At 58.9% G+C, this 17,995-nt stretch carries 15 protein-coding genes; 5 read left to right on the forward strand and 10 right to left on the reverse strand.

The window, feature by feature from the left end; genetic code table 11:
• Positions 1-66 precede the first annotated feature (66 nt).
• Entirely contained in the window at positions 67-1,968 is a 1,902-nt protein-coding gene (gene dhaR, locus I6L35_RS08490) for a dihydroxyacetone kinase operon transcriptional regulator DhaR (RefSeq protein WP_216980014.1), read from the forward strand.
• A gap of 89 nt (positions 1,969-2,057) precedes the next feature.
• Here dhaR and I6L35_RS08495 read toward each other — a convergent pair whose 3' ends face one another.
• The 8 genes from I6L35_RS08495 to I6L35_RS08530 all read right to left on the reverse strand — a co-directional run bounded on the left by I6L35_RS08495 (position 2,058) and on the right by I6L35_RS08530 (position 9,736).
• Positions 2,058-3,140: a glycerol dehydrogenase gene (locus tag I6L35_RS08495; protein WP_042032199.1), complete on the reverse strand. Its 1,083-nt coding sequence runs from the start codon at positions 3,138-3,140 to the stop codon at positions 2,058-2,060.
• Positions 3,141-3,265: 125 nt separating this feature from the next.
• Positions 3,266-3,982 (reverse strand): dihydroxyacetone kinase phosphoryl donor subunit DhaM, encoded by a 717-nt coding sequence (gene dhaM / locus I6L35_RS08500; protein WP_216980015.1) that lies wholly within the window; start codon positions 3,980-3,982, stop codon positions 3,266-3,268.
• A 1-nt stretch (position 3,983) separates the two neighbouring features.
• The gene (gene dhaL / locus I6L35_RS08505) at positions 3,984-4,613 is read right to left on the reverse strand and encodes a dihydroxyacetone kinase subunit DhaL (RefSeq protein ID WP_021231630.1); all 630 of its coding nucleotides are present in this window, start codon (positions 4,611-4,613) and stop codon (positions 3,984-3,986) included.
• A 9-nt stretch (positions 4,614-4,622) separates the two neighbouring features.
• Entirely contained in the window at positions 4,623-5,693 is a 1,071-nt protein-coding gene (dhaK, locus tag I6L35_RS08510) for a dihydroxyacetone kinase subunit DhaK (protein WP_216980016.1), read from the reverse strand.
• 238 nt (positions 5,694-5,931) lie between these two features.
• Positions 5,932-7,290, reverse strand: coding sequence for an NCS2 family permease (locus I6L35_RS08515; protein WP_216980017.1), 1,359 nt, complete (start codon positions 7,288-7,290; stop codon positions 5,932-5,934).
• A 306-nt stretch (positions 7,291-7,596) separates the two neighbouring features.
• The gene (cspA, locus tag I6L35_RS08520; protein WP_005316548.1) at positions 7,597-7,809 is read right to left on the reverse strand and encodes an RNA chaperone/antiterminator CspA; all 213 of its coding nucleotides are present in this window, start codon (positions 7,807-7,809) and stop codon (positions 7,597-7,599) included.
• Positions 7,810-8,402: 593 nt separating this feature from the next.
• The gene (gene yjbD, locus I6L35_RS08525) at positions 8,403-8,687 is read right to left on the reverse strand and encodes a DUF3811 domain-containing protein (RefSeq protein WP_005340165.1); all 285 of its coding nucleotides are present in this window, start codon (positions 8,685-8,687) and stop codon (positions 8,403-8,405) included.
• A 146-nt stretch (positions 8,688-8,833) separates the two neighbouring features.
• A complete protein-coding gene (locus I6L35_RS08530) occupies positions 8,834-9,736 on the reverse strand; it encodes a cation diffusion facilitator family transporter (RefSeq protein ID WP_216980018.1) in 903 nt (300 codons plus the stop codon).
• 460 nt (positions 9,737-10,196) lie between these two features.
• On the opposite strand from I6L35_RS08530, the gene I6L35_RS21245 reads away from it, so the two are divergent.
• Positions 10,197-10,322, forward strand: coding sequence for a hypothetical protein (locus I6L35_RS21245; RefSeq protein WP_019445191.1), 126 nt, complete (start codon positions 10,197-10,199; stop codon positions 10,320-10,322).
• 73 nt (positions 10,323-10,395) lie between these two features.
• Here the strand turns inward: I6L35_RS21245 and I6L35_RS08535 are convergent, their stop codons facing one another.
• Both I6L35_RS08535 and I6L35_RS08540 read right to left on the reverse strand, forming a co-directional pair.
• A complete protein-coding gene (locus tag I6L35_RS08535; protein WP_236347952.1) occupies positions 10,396-11,139 on the reverse strand; it encodes an ABC transporter substrate-binding protein in 744 nt (247 codons plus the stop codon).
• A 148-nt stretch (positions 11,140-11,287) separates the two neighbouring features.
• Positions 11,288-11,866, reverse strand: a complete 579-nt coding sequence (locus I6L35_RS08540) for a single-stranded DNA-binding protein (RefSeq protein WP_005341559.1) — start codon at positions 11,864-11,866, stop codon at positions 11,288-11,290.
• A gap of 370 nt (positions 11,867-12,236) precedes the next feature.
• On the opposite strand from I6L35_RS08540, the gene uvrA reads away from it, so the two are divergent.
• From uvrA to I6L35_RS08555, 3 genes are all read left to right on the forward strand, one after another.
• A complete protein-coding gene (gene uvrA / locus I6L35_RS08545; protein WP_216980020.1) occupies positions 12,237-15,065 on the forward strand; it encodes an excinuclease ABC subunit UvrA in 2,829 nt (942 codons plus the stop codon).
• A 111-nt stretch (positions 15,066-15,176) separates the two neighbouring features.
• Positions 15,177-16,850 carry a diguanylate cyclase gene (locus I6L35_RS08550; protein WP_216980021.1) on the forward strand — a complete coding sequence of 558 codons (1,674 nt, stop codon included), beginning with the start codon at positions 15,177-15,179 and terminating at the stop codon, positions 16,848-16,850.
• A gap of 458 nt (positions 16,851-17,308) precedes the next feature.
• Positions 17,309-17,905 (forward strand): OmpW family outer membrane protein, encoded by a 597-nt coding sequence (locus I6L35_RS08555; protein ID WP_005340187.1) that lies wholly within the window; start codon positions 17,309-17,311, stop codon positions 17,903-17,905.
• The last annotated feature ends 90 nt before the right edge of the window (positions 17,906-17,995 follow it).

A 17,995-nucleotide genomic window follows, 5' to 3' on the forward strand; every position in this document is an offset into this window, starting at 1 on the left:
CACTGAATCGGGGGCGCTGGCGTGGTTAAATGGTCGGCTCACATCTTGCCGGATATTGCTGTGACCATGCCATCTGACCTTCAGCCGCTGCTCGCCTGGCCTGACTATCTGCAGGCATCCTGGCTGCGCTGCGCCCACCAGACCAGTGCCACCCTCTGGCATCCGCCCCACAGCGCCAAGGGGCAGACCTTGCAGAGCCTGCGTCAGCGCAAGCGGGACCTGCTCACCACCGGCGAGATGGCCCTCGAAGATCTCTACGAATTTATGGAGGGGCGCCCCTGCGCCCTGCTGCTCACCGACGAGAGCGGCTGCCTGCTGGCCCAGACCGGCCACCCCGACACCCTGCGCGAGATGGCGGCGCTGGGATTTGGCCCCGGTGCCTTCTTCAGCGAGGGGCGCATCGGCACCAATGCCATCAATCTGGCTGCGCTGGAGGGGGTACCGCTCTGCGTCAGCGGCCCCCAGCACTTCAACCAGACCCTCCACCCCTGGCACAGCTGCGCCAGTCCGGTCTACAACAGCAATGGCCGTCAGGTCGCCATCATCGCTTTGATCTGCAAGGTGGAGGAGGCGAGCGCGGGCGATCTGGCGCTCACCGTCGGCGCCGGGCGCGAGCTGGCCCATCTGCTGCAGATGGATACCCTGATGCAGGAGTCCCAGCACCACCTGAGCGAGCTTTACGCCCTGCTCGATGGTATGGATGACGGCGTGCTGGCCTGGGACCCGCAGGGTCGGCTGCGCTACCTCAACGCGCTGGCGGCACACCGGCTGCGGCTCGATCCGGCGCTCTGTCTTGGCCAGCCGCTGGAGCAGCACCTGTTGCTGCCCCAGCGGTTGCAGCTGGCCATCAAGGGGCAGACGCCACTGAGTCATGTGGAGGTGACGCTGGAGCGACTCGGCGCTCAGGAGGGGGAGTTTATCAATGCGCTGGTGAGCCTCAAGCCGCTGCCGGGGCCGGAGGGGGTCAGCTTTATCGCCCTGCTGCACCCGGTCGATCGGCTGCGGGCCATTCACCAGCTGCGCCAGACGGTGCCCGAGCTGTCGGCGCTGGTGGGGGAATCGAGCGCCATGCGCAAGCTGCTGCGCTACGCCCGGCAGGCGGCCCAGAGTCAGGGGCCGATCCTGCTGCGCGGCGAGGAGGAGGTGGGCAAGGCCCAGCTGGCGGAGGCGATCCACTTTGGCAGCGAGCGGGCTGCCGGGTCGCTCATTACCCTCAACTGTCAGGCGCTGCCGAGCGAGCGGATGGCGCTGGAGCTGATGGGTTCCGACGAGGCGGGGCAGGAGCGGGCGGGCAAGTTCGAGCTGGCCCACGGCGGCACGCTCGTGCTGGAGCAGGTGGAGTGTCTCTCTGCCCCCATGCAGGCGGCGCTGCTGCAACTGCTCAAGACCGGCCGCATCCAGCGCTTCGATTCGGCCCGTATCCTGCCGCTCAAGGTGCGGATCATTGCCACCAGCAGCGCCCCGCTGGAGCAGCTGGTGCAGGAGGGGCTGTTTGGTCGTCAGCTGCTCTATGCCTTGCAGGCGTGCGAGCTCTGGCTGCCGGGATTGCGGGAGCGCACGGCGGATCTGCCGGGCCTGATCAGCCAGCAGTTGGCGGCGCAGGGGCGCGAGCCGGTACGCCAGTTCAGCCCGGCGGCCCTCGATTGCCTGCTCGCCTACCCCTGGCCCGGCAATCTGGGGGAGCTGCGCAGTGCCATCGAGCATGCGCTGCTTCACGCCGGTCAGGGGCCGATCCCGCCCGAGGCGCTGCCTGCCGCCATTCGGCACGGCTATCAGCAGGTGGCAGACGAGGTAGTGGGGCAACCGCTGCTCACGCTGGCGGAGCTGGAGCGGCAAGCCATCTTGCGCTGCGCCCATGCTTGCAAGGGGCAGGTGAGCCAGATGGCCCTGCATCTGGGCATCAGTCGCACCACCCTCTGGCGGCGGCTCAAACTGCTCGAGATCGATCCCGCCGACTATCACGGCTGACGGCGAGCCGTTGCGAACCGACCCGTAGAAAATGAAACGGCCCCGCAGATGCGGGGCCGTCTTATATGGCTAGATCAGTCGTGGCGTGGTTACAGCCCCAGCTGGTGGGCGGTGACGATGGCCGCCAACACATCCTCGGCGGTGACCTTGAACGGCATGTTGTGGATGGTCTCGCCCTCGGCGGTGGAGGCTTTGGCCACCTCCATCAGGCGCGCCATATCCAGCTCCTTGACTCCCATCATATGCAGGTTGGTCGGCAGGCCTACCGAGCGGCAGAAACCCAGCACTGTCTCGATCTCCGCCATCGGGGCGTTCTCCAGCACCAGCTGCACCAGAGTACCGAATGCCACTTTCTCACCGTGGTAGAGGTGGTGACACTCGGCCAGCTGGGTCAGACCGTTGTGGATGGCGTGGGCGGCGGCCAGTCCGCTACTCTCGAAGCCGATACCACTCAGATAGGTGTTGGCCTCGATGATGTTCTCCACCGCCTTGGTGCAGAGTCCCTGTTCCACCGCCAGTTTGGCCTTGTAACCATCGGCCAGCAGGGTCTTGTAGCAGAGCTCGGCGATGGCCTGCGCCGCCAGCGTGGAGGCGCCACCGGCCATGGTCTGGCAACCGGAAACCTTGTTGGCGCGCGCCTCGAAGTAGGTGGAGAGCGCATCCCCCATGCCGGAGACCAGCAGCCGCACCGGAGCGCGGGAGACCACGCCGGTATCCATGATGACCATGTTGGGGTTGGTCGGGATCATCAGGTATTCGCTGAATTGCCCTTCCGGGGTGTAGATGACCGCCAGCGCGCTGGTGGGGGCATCTGTGGAGGCGATGGTCGGCACTATGACCACCGGCACCTTCTGGTAGAAGGCGACCGACTTGGCGGTATCCAGCGTTTTGCCGCCGCCGATGCCGATGATGACGTCAAACGGGGTCTGCTGGCAGCGGGCTAGCAGGCGGTCGATCTCGGGGCGGGAGCATTCGCCGTTGAAGCAGTCGAACTCGGGCTTGATCCCCGCGCCGTGGAAGCTGGTGGCCACGGTATCGCCTACCAGCTTGGTGACGAAGGCGTCGGCCAGGATCAGCGGCTTGCTACCGAGCGCTTTGACGTAGTTGCCGATATTGGCGAGGGCTCCGTTGCCTTGCACGTATTTGCTGGGACTGATGATAATGCGGTCCATATTCTATCCCTCTCTCTTTATCTATTAAGAATCGGGGCGAAGGGGCGGCTGTGCCGGGGACTCCTTCGTCTTGAATGGTGCTGCACTGGCTCAGCGAGCGAGTGCAGCCCCTTGAAACAGTGGCGTCAGTCGCCAAAGCGCTCGTCGGCCAGCTGCTGGAAGCAGGTCAGTGCGGCGGTGGCATCCTCCCCGCGCGCCAGCAGGGTGAGCTGGTCGCCCTGACGCACGTTGAGCATGGCGAGCCGGGTCAGGCTGCGGGGATTGGCCTCTTTATCCCCCTTTTGCAGCTTGAGTTCAGCGGCAAAGGGCTTGAGGGCGGCCACCAGTCGGGCGGCGGGGCGCACATGCAGGCCGTGGGGGTTATCCACCACCACCTCGCAGCGCAGCCAGCCGTCGTCGGAAACAGGGGCTGTCTCGGTGGCGGCTTGCGCTGGGCTGGCAGGCAGCATCGCCTGTTTCGGGCCAAGGGCACCGAGCGCTTCGGCGGCTACCTCATCCAGCGTCAGGCCGGAACCGGCCGCCACCACGGCGGCCAGAGTACCCTCGACCAGCGGGGCGGGGCAGAGCCGCACCCGTGCGCTCAGCTCCGGGGGCAGCAGTTCGAGGGCGGTTTCGGCGCTCAGCAGGGCGCTGCCCAAGTCCATCAGCACCAGCACGCCGCTGCCGTCATCCGCTTCTTCAATCGCACTCATCACCGCGATGGCATCGGTGCCGATGGGGTGGTCGGGGTCATCGACCCCGGCCGCCAGCAGCAATCTGGCCGGGCTGCCGAGCTGGTCTGCCAGCGCTTTCAAACCGGCCGCAAGCATGGCGCTGTGAGAGACAACTACGATTCCGATCATGTCACAACCTCGCTCTGTCACGCAGGGCGGTCAGCAGCAGCAGGGTCGAGGTGGCCCCGGCATCCTGATGGCCGATGCTGCGCTCGCCAAGATAGCTGGCGCGCCCCTTGCGTGCCTGCATCTGGATGGTGGCCTCGGTACCGGCTGCGGCAGCTGCCACCGCCTTGTCCAGCGCCTCGTTGAGCGGCAGCTCTTGCTGCTGCGCCTGTTGCAGGGCGGCCAGTGCCGGCCACCAGGCATCGCACATGGTCTTGTCGCCCGGCTCGGCACGGCCGCGGGAGACGATCCCCTCGACTCCGTCACTCAGCATTTTGCACAGCTGGCTGAGGCTCAGGCTCTGACAGGCGTCACTGCTGGCCGCCGCCCGGATAAAGAAGGTGCCGTAGAGCGGGCCGCTGGCGCCACCGACCGAGGAGAGCAATGTCATGCCGGTGGTTTTCAGCACCTGACCGATATCCTTGTCCGCTACCGCGGGCAGCTTCTCGGCCACCTTGGCAAAGCCGCGCTGCATGTTGAGGCCGTGGTCGCCGTCGCCGATGTCGGTATCCAGTGCGGTGAGGTAGTCACGCTGCTCGGTAAAGATGTGTTCGCAGTCGAGCAGCCAGTTGACGATGTGATGCTTGCTTAACATGGGTTCTCCTTAGCAGCCGCGACGCAGGGCGGGGGTGTGAACGGGGGCATCCCACAGGGTCATCAGTTCATCATCCACCTTGAGCAGGGTGATGGAGATGCCGGTCATGTCGAGGGAGGTGCAGTAGGGGCCAATCAGGTTGCGCACCAGATGGATGCCCGCCTCTTCGCACAGGGTGGCGAGGCGACCATAGACGCCATAAAGCTCGGAGATGGGGGTGCCGCCGAGGCTATTGACCAGTGCGATGACCCGATCACCCTTGTTGAGCGGCTCGATAAAGGTGTGCTCTTCCTGCCAGCTGCCGGAGGCTCTGTCCCAGTGACGCAGGGTGCGGCCATAGGGGGTGTTGTCAGCAAGCTCCTTGAACATGTCATCCACCAGGGTATTGAGGTCGGTGAAGGGGCGGCGTTCGATGCCCGGCTCGCCGTGAATGCCCACGCCGAACTCCAGCTCGTTGTCCGCCAGGGTGAAGGAGGGCTTGCCAGCAGCAGGCACGGTGCAGGCGTGGGTGGCAACGCCGATGGTGCGGCTCTGGTTGTTGATGCGGCGGGCCAGCGCCTCGCAGCGGGTCAGGTCATAGCCCGCTTCGGCAGCGGCCCCCACCAGTTTTTCGCACAGAACGGTCGTGGCAACGCCACGGCGACCGGCGGTATAGAGGCTGTCTTTGACCGCCACGTCGTCATCGATCAGCGAGAAGCCGACCTTGACGCCGTCGCCGTGTAGCAGCTCGACCGCGGTTTCGAAGTTGAGCACATCGCCGGTGTAGTTCTTCACCAGAAACAGCACGCCCGCGCCGCCATCAACGGCCTGACCGCATTCGTACATCTGATCCGGGGTCGGGGAGGTAAAAATCTCGCCGGGGCAGGCGCCATCCAGCATCCCCTTGCCTACTAGACCGCCGTGCATCGGCTCGTGGCCGCTGCCACCGCCGGAGACCAGCGCCACCTTGCCCATCACGGGGGAGTCAGCGCGGGTGATATAGTGGGGTTCGATACGTACCTTGAGCTCGGGGTGGGCGGCTGCCATCCCCATCAGTTGTTCACGGACCACAGCATCGACGGCATTGATCAGTTTCTTCATAGCTCACTCCTTGGCTTGCCACCGCTCGGGTGGGCAAATGGTTGATGGAGCCAGTCTAACGACAGAAAAAGGGATAAAAATGACGGGTGATTTGGTTCGGATTTGAAACAGCTGAAGGGAGGTTGGTGTTTCAATTTGAAACGATGTGGGGCAAACGGGCGGGAAACTGTTAGCGGCCTCACAGCCATGAAAAAGGGCCCCGCAGGGCCCTTCGCTACAACCGGAATATGCGGACGGGTTAGATGGCCCAGCCACCGGCATAGAAGACCACCAGCGCCAGGGCGATGATGACGGTGCCGATGTTCAGCTTCTTCCACTCGGCAGCGAAGATGCGGCCAACGACCAGCGCCACGAAGCCCAGCATGATGCCGGTGACTATGTTGCAGGTCAGTACGATGAAGACGGCGCACAGCATGCCGGCGAGGGCATCGACCGAGTCGCTGAAGTCCAGCTTGGTGACGTTGCCCAGCATCAGCAGACCGACATACATCAGGGCCGGTGCGGTGGCGTAAGCCGGTACCAGATAGCTCAACGGGGAGAGGAATATCATCAGCAGGAACAGCACGCCGACCAGCGCAGCGGTCAGGCCGGTCTTGCCACCTGCTGCAGTACCTGCGGCGGATTCGATGTAGACGGCAGCCGGAGCACCTCCCACCGCGCCAGCCACCATGCTGCTGACGGAGTCGGCAGTCAGGGCCTTGCCGCCATTGATAATGTGACCGCGTTCGTTGATGAGGCCCGCCTGACCGGCCACGGCACGGATGGTGCCGGTGGCGTCAAACACGGCGGTCATTACCAGCGCCAAGACGGTGGGGATCACCACCGGATTGAGGGCGCCCAGCAGATCCATGCTGCCTACCAGTGAGCCTTTCTCACCGGTCAGGCTCGGCATGGCGAAGAAGCCTTGCCAGGTCACTTTCGGGTCGAAAATAAGGCCGAGGATGGAGATGGCGATAATCACCATCAGGATGCCACCCGGCACCTTGCGACGTTCCAGACCGAAGATGGCAGCCAGACCCAGTACCGTCATGATGACCGGGAAAGAGGTGACTTCACCCAATTGCACTGGCATGCCGGCCCCTTCGTTCTTGATCACCATGCCGACGCCGTTGGTGGCGATCAGCAGCAGGAACAGACCGATGCCTATGCCGGTGCCGTGGGCGATGCCGGAGGGGAGGTTATCCAGGATCCACTGGCGCACACCGGTGACGCTGATCAGGGTAAACAGCACCCCCATCAGGAAGATGGCGCCCAGGGCGACCGGAATGCTCAGCCCCTGACCCAGAACCAGACTGAATGCGGTAAAGGCGGTGAGGGATATGGCGCAACCGATGGCCATCGGCAGCTTGGCCCACAGACCCATCAGCAGGGAGCCGAAGGCGGCGATCAAGCAGGTGGCCACGAAGACGGGACCCTGCTCAAAACCGGCAGCACCCAGCATGTTCGGCACCACTATGATGCTGTAGACCATCGCCAGGAAGGTGGTCAAACCGGCCAGCAGCTCCTGGCGCACACTACTACCGCGCGCAGAAATGGAAAAATAAGAGTCCAGAAAGCCGCCGTTCCCTGACTGGGCGGCCATATCTTGCTTTGCCATAACTAATCCTGAAAGTGTGAAGGAAATCGTTTGCGTTAGTGGCGCGCAAAATAGCAAGAATTCGCGGCAAATGCAGCGGATAACCTGACTTTTTCGTCATTATTTTACACTTCGAGTCCATTCGAAGCTCTGTGTCGGACTCAAGCGGTGAGAGCGTGTAAGGCTGGGATCAAACGGTCGGTGGGAGGGGAGAGCAGTGAGGAAAATGCGGGAAACAACAAAAAACCCGCCGAAGCGGGTTTTTTTTAATTCTTGCAGAGCTGTCAGCAGTTGGCGTGAGCCATCAGCAGCATGCTCCGGCTTGAATTACAGACCAACTACGTTGGCAGCAGCCGGGCCTTTCTGGCCTTGCTCGATGGTGAACTCAACGCGCTGACCTTCGTCCAGGGTTTTGAAGCTGGTGGACTGGATAGCGGAGAAGTGTACGAACACGTCTTTGCTGCCGTCAGCCGGGGAGATGAAACCAAAACCTTTCTCAGCGTTGAAGAACTTAACGGTACCAGTCATTTTGTTAGACATAATAATTTCCTTAAATAGTGTTGAATGCCATCTAGATGGCAATTTTTGATTTTTCGTCAGCAATACGTATGGGGAGCACTAAAGAAGGAGAATTATTTGATAAGAATTATCGAAGATAACACTTATACTAATCACTGCTTTACTAAAATGACTGCCTAACATAATCAGGTCTGAACTGCCGAACCATCGAGAAAGATTAAAACACGCTCTCATTTTTAAAGCAAACTTTATCTCGATATTAATGTTTTGTAACAGCCTGAAATCTCATTTTTCGTAGTAAAAATGATGTATTTCAATGGTATAAGAAAAGCATCCGAGACACATGCCATTCTGTAGAAAGTCAGATTCGGCTTTTTTCCCCTGACTGTGTAGCCAGTTCTGGCAAAAAAGATGAGGAAAAAGAAAAAATGGCGATAGACGGGGATTGTCAGTTTGCGTTCTCTCTAACCCATAATGTGAATCACCTCTCAGCTGCTGCGATTAGCGACTGAGAAGCAAATCAATGGCCGCGCCCAATCGGGATCATCGAGCATCGCCCAGACATGCAAACGCCCGCAGGCACCAAGTGCCTGCGGGCGTTTTGCAAGAAGGGGTCAGCGCTTGCTGCGAAACTTGTTGCTGACCGAATCAATCCAGCTGAAGGTTTCCGGCAGTACCTGATTCTTGGCGCGCTCTTTGGCTTTTTCGCGAGCCAGCTTGGAGGCTGCCTTTGCCGCTTCGGCGCGATCCGCCACAATTTTCAGGCGACCCTCTTCGCGGATCTTGTTCCGCTCTCCGTTGGTCAGCTGGTGGTCTGCATTGGCTTGTGCTTTTTGCAATAACAAGGCTATCTCGGCCTTTTCGGCCTCGGTCAGATCTTTCATTTCCAGCTTTTTCACGGCGCGCTCCTGCGGCAGGGTGGTTAGACACCCTAACACAGTTGTGCCGATCACTTCTTATGCAATCGGCTTTCCGGCAGTAAAAATGCGGGTTTGTGCCAACTTTCCGTTCTTTCGCTGCTACTTTCCCGCCTGTTTGCCACATTTCAGTTTATGGCGAGCGGCGAGGGCAGCTCTTGCTCCTCCGGCTCGACATGGATGAGCACGATGGCGTGGGGCAGCTGCTGCATGATGGCGTGCTCGATGCGATCACAGATATCGTGGGCTTCGCTGATGCTCATCTCAGGGGGGAGCGTGAGGTGGAAGTCGATATGGCGGCGGCGACCGGCACGACGGCTGCGCAGGTCGTGAAAACCGCTGGCGGCAGGGCAGCATTCGGTGATGATGCGGCTGGTCATCGCCAGCTCTTCCGGGCTCATGCTATGGTCGATCAGCGGCTGGAAGGCCTCGTTGAGCATACTTATCGCCTCTTTGACAATAAAGATGGCGACCGCAATGGCGACCAGCGGGTCGAGGATGACGAGGGAGTGGCCAAACAGGCCAGCCAGCCAGATACCACCAAGACCGGCTGCCACGCCAGCTGAGGTGAGCACGTCCGCCTTGAGATGAAGCGCATCGGCTGCCAGGGCGACCGACTCCTCCTCTCGGGCGACTTTGTAGAGGTAAGCCGAGACGCCGCTGTTGACCAGCGCCGAGATCACCATCACCAGCACGCCCCAGCCAATGCTCTCAATGGGACTGGGGGTGATCAACTTGTCGACGGCTTCGAAGATGATCCAGCCCGCGGCCAGCAAGATAAGCAGTGCTTCGATGACGCCGGAGACATTTTCAATCTTGTCGTGGCCATAGGGGTGCCGTTCATCAGGCGGGAGATCAGCCTTTTTCACCGCGAACAGGGCGATCAGGGCCGCCACCAGATCCATGGCGGAGTGGATCGCCTCCGAGATGATACTGACCGAGCCGCTGGCGAAACCGGCCACCACTTTCATGGTGATCAGGCTGATATTGGAGCAGACCGACACCATGGCTGCCCTGGTTTTTCTGTTCATGTCACAGCTTCCTGCATATAAAAGGATATTTCGGTGCGGTGGGCATTATATCGACCTGACAGCAAATAACGCTATTCAGAGTTGTAACTTGATGTTTCCAGTGATATTGCGAATGCTTATTAAAACGGTGGTCACTTGAATGACAATAAATAACAAGAGGGATTTATATTTATCCGTGAAAATATCTCGGAGGCGATGCCTTAATATAAGCATGACAACATTTAATAATGCGAATTACTCTTTTTTGGTCTTTCCTGTCGAGGTTGTTTGGATTCGGCACTCAGGAGTAGCTCACTGCATTTTTTGGCCGACCATGAGACTGGATCCGGATGCCACTGGGGGGTATGCTGGGTCTGGTGATGGTCTTGCACCATCGCGCCAAGCGTACTGAAGTCGATAATTCGGATGGCATGCTGGCTCCCTTGGGAACCAACTGTCTGGGTAACATTTTTGGAGTTTGATGATGAGTAACAAAGAACATCACAACGGCAAAGATGCCAAGAAAAAACCGCAGATGTCACTGAAAGAGAAACGCGAAGCCAAACGTCAGAAAGCAGAACTGAAAAACGGCAGCGCAATGAAGTAACGCTCCTCCTACTGTTGTTCCTCCGGAGCCAGTACAAAGCCAGCCCTTACCGGCTGGCTTTTTTGTTTGTGGTTCAAGGTATAGCGCCATATGCCGCAAAAATTTGCCGATAGCGACCATCACTGTGCATCTTCTCAAGCTCTCGATTAAACAGGTTGCGGGCATCTGCCGCGCGAAAGGCAAAGTGATAAACCGTTGGTGAGAAGAGATCCAGCTGTCTTATCTGATCGCGGTCATATTTTTCGCCACTCTGACCCGAGGCAACAAGCTGATCCAGATAGTAGTAGAACACCCGCTCTTCCAACACAATGGCATCGACTCTACCGCGCAGCAGTTGATGAACCTGTACCTGTTGTTTGGCTACTTCCTCGTAGTGAGGATTCTGATTAACCATGTTGGCGAAGGTTTCTCCCAAAATGATCCTTGCCCGCTGAAATGCGGTGACCCTCATGGTGGAGAGCTGGTCCAGTGTGCTGACCTGGCTGCTGCGCAGGGTGAAAATCCGGTTATGGAAAGTAATGACGGGGCGTGTAAGAAAGAGAGGATCAACCATGCCTGGTCGGACGTTGATGATGGCGTCCAGCTTGCCTGACTCGAACAGGCGGAAAGTGCGTTCCAGTGGCAAAAACTCAAAACTGGGTTCATAGCCACTCCCGGCAAATGCTTCTTTCAGCAAGTCCAGCTCTATACCACGGGTATTTTGTTCGATCACATAAGGCGGGATCGCAAAGCTGACCCCTACTTTGAGTGGTTGCGCCAGCAATGTTCCGGAGAGCACACTCGCCAGCAGCAGGACGAACAGGGTAATAGGCTTCATCGCACCTCTCACAAAGTGCTCCTGTTGAGGATATCTGCCACTGTAAAATGGGTGGCCACTAAAAGTTATACCTCTCTTGAGTTGAGCAGGTGGCTTTGTTCCAATAAAAAGACCCTGATTTGACAGGGTCTTTTTTGTCATGTTCTTTTTAGAATGGAATGTCGTCGTCGAAATCCATCGGCGGCTCGTTATAGACCGGTGGCGCGGATTGCGGCTGCTGGGCCGGGCGGCTATAACCACCTTGCTGTTGCATGTTTTGCTGCGGAGCCGGCGCAGGGCGCGGCTGGTTCATCGGCTGCTGCATGGCTTGCTGCGGTTGACCCCAGCCACCTTGCTGGCCACCCATGTTCTGGCCCATGCCCTGACCGCCTTGCGGACGGCCACCTAGCATCTGCATGACGCCGGTGAAGCTGTCAACCAGCACTTCAGTGGTATAGCGCTCCTGGCCACTCTGATCCTGCCACTTGCGGGTCTGCAGTTTGCCTTCGACATAGACCTGTGAGCCTTTCTTCAGGTACTCGCCAGCCACTTCGGCCAGCTTGCCCATGAAGACGACGCGGTGCCACTCGGTGCGCTCTTTCTGCTCACCGGTCTGCTTGTCGCGCCAGGTTTCAGAGGTGGCCAGAGTAATGTTGGTCACAGCACCGCCACTCGGCATGTAGCGTACTTCCGGGTCTTGCCCGAGGTTACCGATCAGAATGACTTTATTGATGCCTCGACTGGCCATAATCTCTCTTCCACCTTTATATTCCGGTCAGGCAAGGCCTGGACCCACTAAATAAGTTACCGCGCTTTTTTCATGACCATGTCGTTATCATATTGAACAGCATGGTTTTTCTATAACCGTTGCAGCAATCAGAGTACTCGTTTCGCGTGTTCTGATTCAGGTTTAGCCCCCAATAGTAACAGTTGATCACTCTGCGGGCGAGCGCTTGCTGGTGTGGATTGTGGGCAAACTCGCCGCCTTGGTCAGGGTGTGACGAAGGGGCTATCCATCGTAAAAAAGGATAACTGCGATAGATAATGCCTGTCTATTCATCCAGTAGTCTCTATGCCATACTGACTCGCTCAGGTTTCTGTATCGAGCGTGCAACAAGATGGAAAAGATCGTGGTCCGGGGTGCTCGCACCCACAACCTCAAGAACATCAATCTGACCCTGCCCCGCGACAAGCTGATCGTGGTCACCGGCCTCTCCGGTTCGGGCAAATCCTCTCTGGCGTTCGATACCCTCTATGCCGAGGGGCAGCGCCGCTATGTGGAGTCCCTCTCCGCCTATGCCCGCCAGTTCCTCTCCCTGATGGAGAAGCCGGACGTCGACCATATCGAGGGGCTCTCGCCCGCCATCTCCATCGAGCAGAAATCCACTTCCCACAACCCGCGCTCGACCGTCGGTACCATCACCGAAATCTACGACTACCTGCGTTTGCTGTTTGCCCGGGTCGGTGAGCCCCGCTGTCCGACCCACGCCATTCCGCTCGCCGCCCAGACCATCAGCCAGATGGTGGATCAGGTACTGGCCCAACCGGAAGGGAGCAAGCTGATGCTGCTGGCCCCGGTGGTGCGCGATCGCAAGGGGGAGCACACCAAGCTGCTGGAGAATCTGGCGGCTCAGGGCTACATCCGTGCCCGCATCGACGGCGAGGTGTGTGATCTCTCAGATCCTCCGACTCTGGAGTTACACAAGAAGCACACCATCGAGGTGGTGGTGGACCGCTTCAAGGTGCGCGATGACCTTGCTTTGCGTCTGGCCGAGTCGTTCGAGACGGCGCTGACCCTCTCCGGCGGCATCGTACTGGTAGTGCCGATGGACGGCGAGGAGGGGGTCGCCCCCATGACCTTTTCCGCCAACTTCGCCTGCCCGGAGTGCGGCTACTCTATGTCGGAGTTGGAGCCGCGCATCTTCTCCTTCAACAACCCGGCCGGAGCCTGCCCGACCTGCGACGGCCTCGGGGTGCAGCAATATTTCGATCCGGCCAAGGTGATCGGCGATCCGGCCATCAGTCTGGCCAACGGTGCTATCCGCGGCTGGGACAAGCGCAGCTTCTACTACTTCCAGATGCTCAAATCCCTCTCCGAGCACTACAAGTTCGATCTGGAGACTCCGTGGGAGGATCTGCCGCTGAAGACCCAGGAGGTGATCCTGCGCGGCTCCGGTCGCACCGAGATCGAGTTCCGTTACATGAACGATCGCGGGGACGTGGTGGTGCGCAAGCACCCGTTCGAGGGGATCCTGCACAACATGGAGCGGCGCTACCGGGAAACCGAGTCCAACTCGGTGCGTGAAGAGCTCTCCAAATACATTGCCAACAAATCCTGTGCCAGCTGCGGTGGTAGCCGACTGCGGGAGGAGGCGCGCCACGTATTCGTCGACAACCGCAACCTGCCGGCCATCGCCGAGCAGTCCATCGGCGATGCGCTCGCCTTCTTCGAGGGGTTGAATCTGACCGGCCAGCGCGCCCAGATTGCCGAAAAAATCCTCAAAGAGATCGTCGAGCGGCTCGGTTTCTTGGTGAACGTGGGCCTCAACTACCTGAGCCTCTCGCGCAGCGCCGAGACCCTCTCCGGCGGCGAGGCCCAGCGGATCCGGCTGGCCAGCCAGATCGGTGCCGGTCTGGTGGGGGTGATGTATGTGCTGGACGAGCCTTCCATCGGCCTGCACCAGCGTGACAACGAGCGGTTGCTCAAGACTCTCACTCACCTGCGAGATCTCGGCAACACGGTGATCGTGGTGGAGCACGACGAGGATGCCATCCGCCTCGCCGACCATGTGCTCGATATCGGCCCAGGGGCCGGGGTGCACGGCGGTGCCATCGTCGCCCAGGGCACGCCGGAAGAGATCATCAATAACCCCGAGTCACTCACCGGTGACTACCTCTCCGGTCGCAAGCAGATCGCCATTCCTGCCGAGCGGACTCCGCTTACCGGCAAGTGGCTGAAGCTCAAGGGGGCGAGCGGCAACAACCTGCGCAACGTCAACCTGGATCTGCCGATCGGGGTGATGACCTGCGTCACCGGCGTCTCCGGTTCCGGCAAGTCGACCCTGATCAACGACACCCTGTTCCGCATCGCCCACCGCGAGCTGAACAAGGCCACCGAATCCACGCCGGCGCCCTATCGCAGCGTGGAGGGGCTGGAGCACCTGGACAAGGTAGTGGATATCGATCAGAGCCCCATCGGCCGTACTCCACGCTCCAACCCGGCCACCTATACCGGCCTGTTCACCCCGATCCGCGAGCTGCTCTCCGGCACCCAGGAGGCCCGCTCGCGCGGCTACCAGCCGGGCCGCTTTTCCTTCAACGTGAAGGGGGGGCGCTGCGAGGCCTGTCAGGGGGATGGGGTCATCAAGGTGGAGATGCACTTCCTGCCGGACGTCTACGTGCCGTGCGACGTCTGCAAGGGCAAGCGCTACAACCGCGAGACGCTGGAGGTGAAGTACAAGGGCAAAAACATCCACGAAATCCTCGAGATGACGGTGGAAGATGCCCGCGAGTTCTTCGATCCGGTGCCGGCGGTGGCGCGCAAGCTGCAGACCCTGATGGATGTGGGCCTCTCCTATATCCGCCTTGGCCAGTCGGCCACCACCCTGTCGGGCGGTGAGGCGCAGCGGGTCAAGTTGGCGCGGGAGCTCTCCAAGCGGGATACCGGTCAGACCCTCTATATTCTGGACGAGCCGACCACCGGGCTGCACTTCCACGATATCCAGCAACTGCTCAAGGTGCTGCATCAGCTGCGGGATCGCGGCAACACCATCGTCATCATCGAGCACAATCTGGACGTCATCAAAACCGCCGACTGGATCGTCGATCTGGGACCGGAGGGGGGCGCTGGTGGTGGCCGCATTCTGGTGACGGGGACCCCGGAGGAGATTTGCACCAATAAAGAGTCTCATACAGCACGCTTTTTACGGCCCCTGCTGGAGAGATAAACCGTTATAATCGTGGGGCCTTGGGCCCCTTTTTTATGATGAAAATCGGGAGCGTGGAGGTTTCGGGCGGTGCGTGGCATCGCAGCATCACTGCAATGGATATGTCGGTTTATGGCTCAGGCTTCGCGCACCATCGATCATCAGTTGGCTTACTCCATGTTCCCCATCTGGCTGGGGGCGATCTTGCTATTGCTGGTCCTGCTGGCGTGGGCCCAAATCCCGGCAGCCAGCCGGATTGAAGAGCAGCGAATGAAGGAGCATCTGCTGCGCGTGACCAAGGCGGTGCAGGCGGATGTGGCCGCTCTGGATGCATTCAGTCGGGATTGGGGCATCTGGGATGACAGTCACCGTTTTATGGACAACAAAAGCAGGGGGTACATCGAATCCAACCTGTTCAGTGATATGCCGATGCGGGATTTTAGTCTCAACTTGATGAGCTTCATGGATCTCACCGGATACGAAATCTGGACGCGCACCCTGCTACCCGATGCGCCGGGGATCAATCCGGACCAGTTTCCCTACTTCCTGGATGAACTGAAAAAGCAGTTAAGGGCGCGCTCGGTGGCGCAAGGGGGCATCAATCTGCACGGGATCCGTGCTTCCCAGTGGGGGCCGCTGATGTACTCGTGGCAGCCGATCAGAAACAGTGACGAGTCGGCACCGTTCAACGGTTTCTTGCTGGTTGTACGTTGGCTCGACAAGGCCTATCTCGAGCAGGTATCGGAGCGTACCGCGCTGCCTCTGGCGATCTCCCACGCCAATCTGGATGTCACCGCTACCTTCAAACCACTGAAACCGCAAATAACGTATCGCCTGATCGACCTTGGGCTCACTCGGCTCAGGGGAGAGGTGCGACTGCTCAACAGCGATAACCAGCCGGTGCTGACTCTGGTGATTGAGGAGGAGAGAAAGATCTTGAGTGGCGTCATGGAGGGGGCGCTCTGGACCTTTATCGGCATGCTGTTTATCAGTTTTATCTGCGTCATGATCGCCATGTATCGGCTCAACAGCATTGTGCTTACTCCGTTGCAGCAGCTGGTGTCGGCGCTGCAACGCTTTGGCGATCGGCCAGATGCCACCTTGATCCCCTATATCGACAGCAGCGCCGAGATGGCGACCCTGAGCGGCAAGTTCAGGGAGATGGCCGGCAAGGTCAGTCAGCAACACGATGATTTGTTGGAAAAATCCAGCCAGATGGAGGTGGCTGCATTCACCGACCCCTTGACCCGTTGTTTCAATCGTCGCTATCTCGATGGTTGGTTGCAGGCCAACCGGGCCAAACCTTGTCTGTTATTGCTGCTGGATCTGGATCATTTCAAGCGGATCAATGATCGCCTTGGCCATGACATCGGGGATCTGGTGCTGAAACAGCTGGCGGATCTGCTGCGCAAGGTGGTGACAGGAGAGCGCGAGCCGATCATCCGGTTGGGCGGGGAGGAGTTCTTGTTGCTGCTACAAGTGGATGACGAGCAAGAGTTGGCATTGCGGGTCGAATATCTGCGCCAGCGTGTCGCTCAGCACCGCTTTGGCAGAGAGGATGCGCCACTCTGGTTGACGGTGTCGCTGGGGTTCTGCCGCTATCCGTTGCACCCGGAGTGTCCGGATTCATTCTGGAGTCACAGCTTCAAACTGGCGGACATGGCGCTGTACCAGGCCAAAGTCGGCGGGCGAAATCGGTGGTTTGGCTATGCTGGTACCCTCTCTGCGGAGGGCATGGGCCAGACTCCGGAACAGCTTGCCGAAGGGGGAGATATCACCCTGCTGCACTCTGTCAATCCGGATTAACCCTGCCGTACCAATACCAGATAGGCTAGGGCGACAATAAAACCGAGCAGGATAAAGAGAAAGGATCCGATTCCCCACACGGCCGCGAGAAAGGCTCCCACCTTTTGCCATTTCGACTCATTTTTCATAAATAAACCATTACTTCCCAGTAACTTGTATGGCGCAAAAAATACGCTGATTTGCCCATGTTAACAACAATTAATCGCCGCTCTGCCGTGCAATAAGATGCGGTTTGTTTGCTCCTTTTGTCTCTGGATGCGGGTAGTTACAACCTGTCGAAACAGGTATTTCGGCTTGTTGTCTGGGGACTCAACGAGATTGGGATGGCGCGCAAAGATGTCACACCAATCGATTTATTTCTGTGCAACCTTTGCTCCAAGTCAATAACTTTGCATTTACAAGGGCATATAGTCAGCGGGCTTACAGCATCAAATGAAAACAAAAAAAGGGATTACGTGATGAAAAAATTACTTCCTCTGATGATTGCCGCTGCAGTGACCTCTCCTTTCGCCATGGCCCATCAGGCTGGTGATATTCTGGTTCGTGGTGGTTTGGCATTTGTATCGCCGCAGGAAAGCAGCACGCCTGTAGAGCTGGAAATTAATGACAACATGCAATTGGGATTGACTCTCTCTTACATGATTACTGATAACTGGGGTGTCGAATTGCTGGCTGCAACCCCCTTCTCTCATTCAGTCAAACTAGGTGGCGCTGAAGTTGCCAAGATCAAGCATCTGCCGCCGACTCTGATGGGTCAGTACTATTTTGGCGATGCTCAAAGCAAGGTTCGCCCGTATGTCGGTATTGGCGTGAACTACACCACCTTCTTTGATGAAGAGGGTCGTGGTGCACTGTCAGGAACCGATGTCAAAGTCGATGACTCCTGGGGTGTTGCCGGACAAGTTGGTATCGATATGGCGATCACTGACCGCTGGTTTGTCAACGGTTCAGCCTGGATCATGGATATCGATACCGATGTGCATACAGCGATTGGCACCATTAATACCAAGGTCGACCCAATGGCCTTTATGGTGGGTGTTGGCTACCGCTTCTAATGATTCTGACTGCGGTTCTGAACGGACCGCGAAAGATAGCAAAGTACGTCTCTTTCAGCCCGGCTTGTGCCGGGCTTTTTTCGTATGGCT

Source organism: Aeromonas sp. FDAARGOS 1405 (assembly GCF_019048265.1).
GTDB classification, from domain to species: domain Bacteria; phylum Pseudomonadota; class Gammaproteobacteria; order Enterobacterales; family Aeromonadaceae; genus Aeromonas; species Aeromonas veronii_A.

What these genes read in the sequence shown, in the direction of transcription:
- dhaR (WP_216980014.1), top strand. Translation starts at nt 67, where the DNA reads ATGCCATCTGACCTTCAGCCGCTGCTCGCCTGGCCTGACTATCTGCAG.
- I6L35_RS08495 (WP_042032199.1), bottom strand. Translation starts at nt 3,140, where the DNA reads ATGGACCGCATTATCATCAGTCCCAGCAAATACGTGCAAGGCAACGGA.
- dhaM (WP_216980015.1), bottom strand. Translation starts at nt 3,982, where the DNA reads ATGATCGGAATCGTAGTTGTCTCTCACAGCGCCATGCTTGCGGCCGGT.
- dhaL (WP_021231630.1), bottom strand. Translation starts at nt 4,613, where the DNA reads ATGTTAAGCAAGCATCACATCGTCAACTGGCTGCTCGACTGCGAACAC.
- dhaK (WP_216980016.1), bottom strand. Translation starts at nt 5,693, where the DNA reads ATGAAGAAACTGATCAATGCCGTCGATGCTGTGGTCCGTGAACAACTG.
- I6L35_RS08515 (WP_216980017.1), bottom strand. Translation starts at nt 7,290, where the DNA reads ATGGCAAAGCAAGATATGGCCGCCCAGTCAGGGAACGGCGGCTTTCTG.
- cspA (WP_005316548.1), bottom strand. Translation starts at nt 7,809, where the DNA reads ATGTCTAACAAAATGACTGGTACCGTTAAGTTCTTCAACGCTGAGAAA.
- I6L35_RS08530 (WP_216980018.1), bottom strand. Translation starts at nt 9,736, where the DNA reads ATGAACAGAAAAACCAGGGCAGCCATGGTGTCGGTCTGCTCCAATATC.
- I6L35_RS21245 (WP_019445191.1), top strand. Translation starts at nt 10,197, where the DNA reads ATGATGAGTAACAAAGAACATCACAACGGCAAAGATGCCAAGAAAAAA.
- I6L35_RS08535 (WP_236347952.1), bottom strand. Translation starts at nt 11,139, where the DNA reads ATGAAGCCTATTACCCTGTTCGTCCTGCTGCTGGCGAGTGTGCTCTCC.
- I6L35_RS08540 (WP_005341559.1), bottom strand. Translation starts at nt 11,866, where the DNA reads ATGGCCAGTCGAGGCATCAATAAAGTCATTCTGATCGGTAACCTCGGG.
- uvrA (WP_216980020.1), top strand. Translation starts at nt 12,237, where the DNA reads ATGGAAAAGATCGTGGTCCGGGGTGCTCGCACCCACAACCTCAAGAAC.
- I6L35_RS08550 (WP_216980021.1), top strand. Translation starts at nt 15,177, where the DNA reads ATGGCTCAGGCTTCGCGCACCATCGATCATCAGTTGGCTTACTCCATG.
- I6L35_RS08555 (WP_005340187.1), top strand. Translation starts at nt 17,309, where the DNA reads ATGAAAAAATTACTTCCTCTGATGATTGCCGCTGCAGTGACCTCTCCT.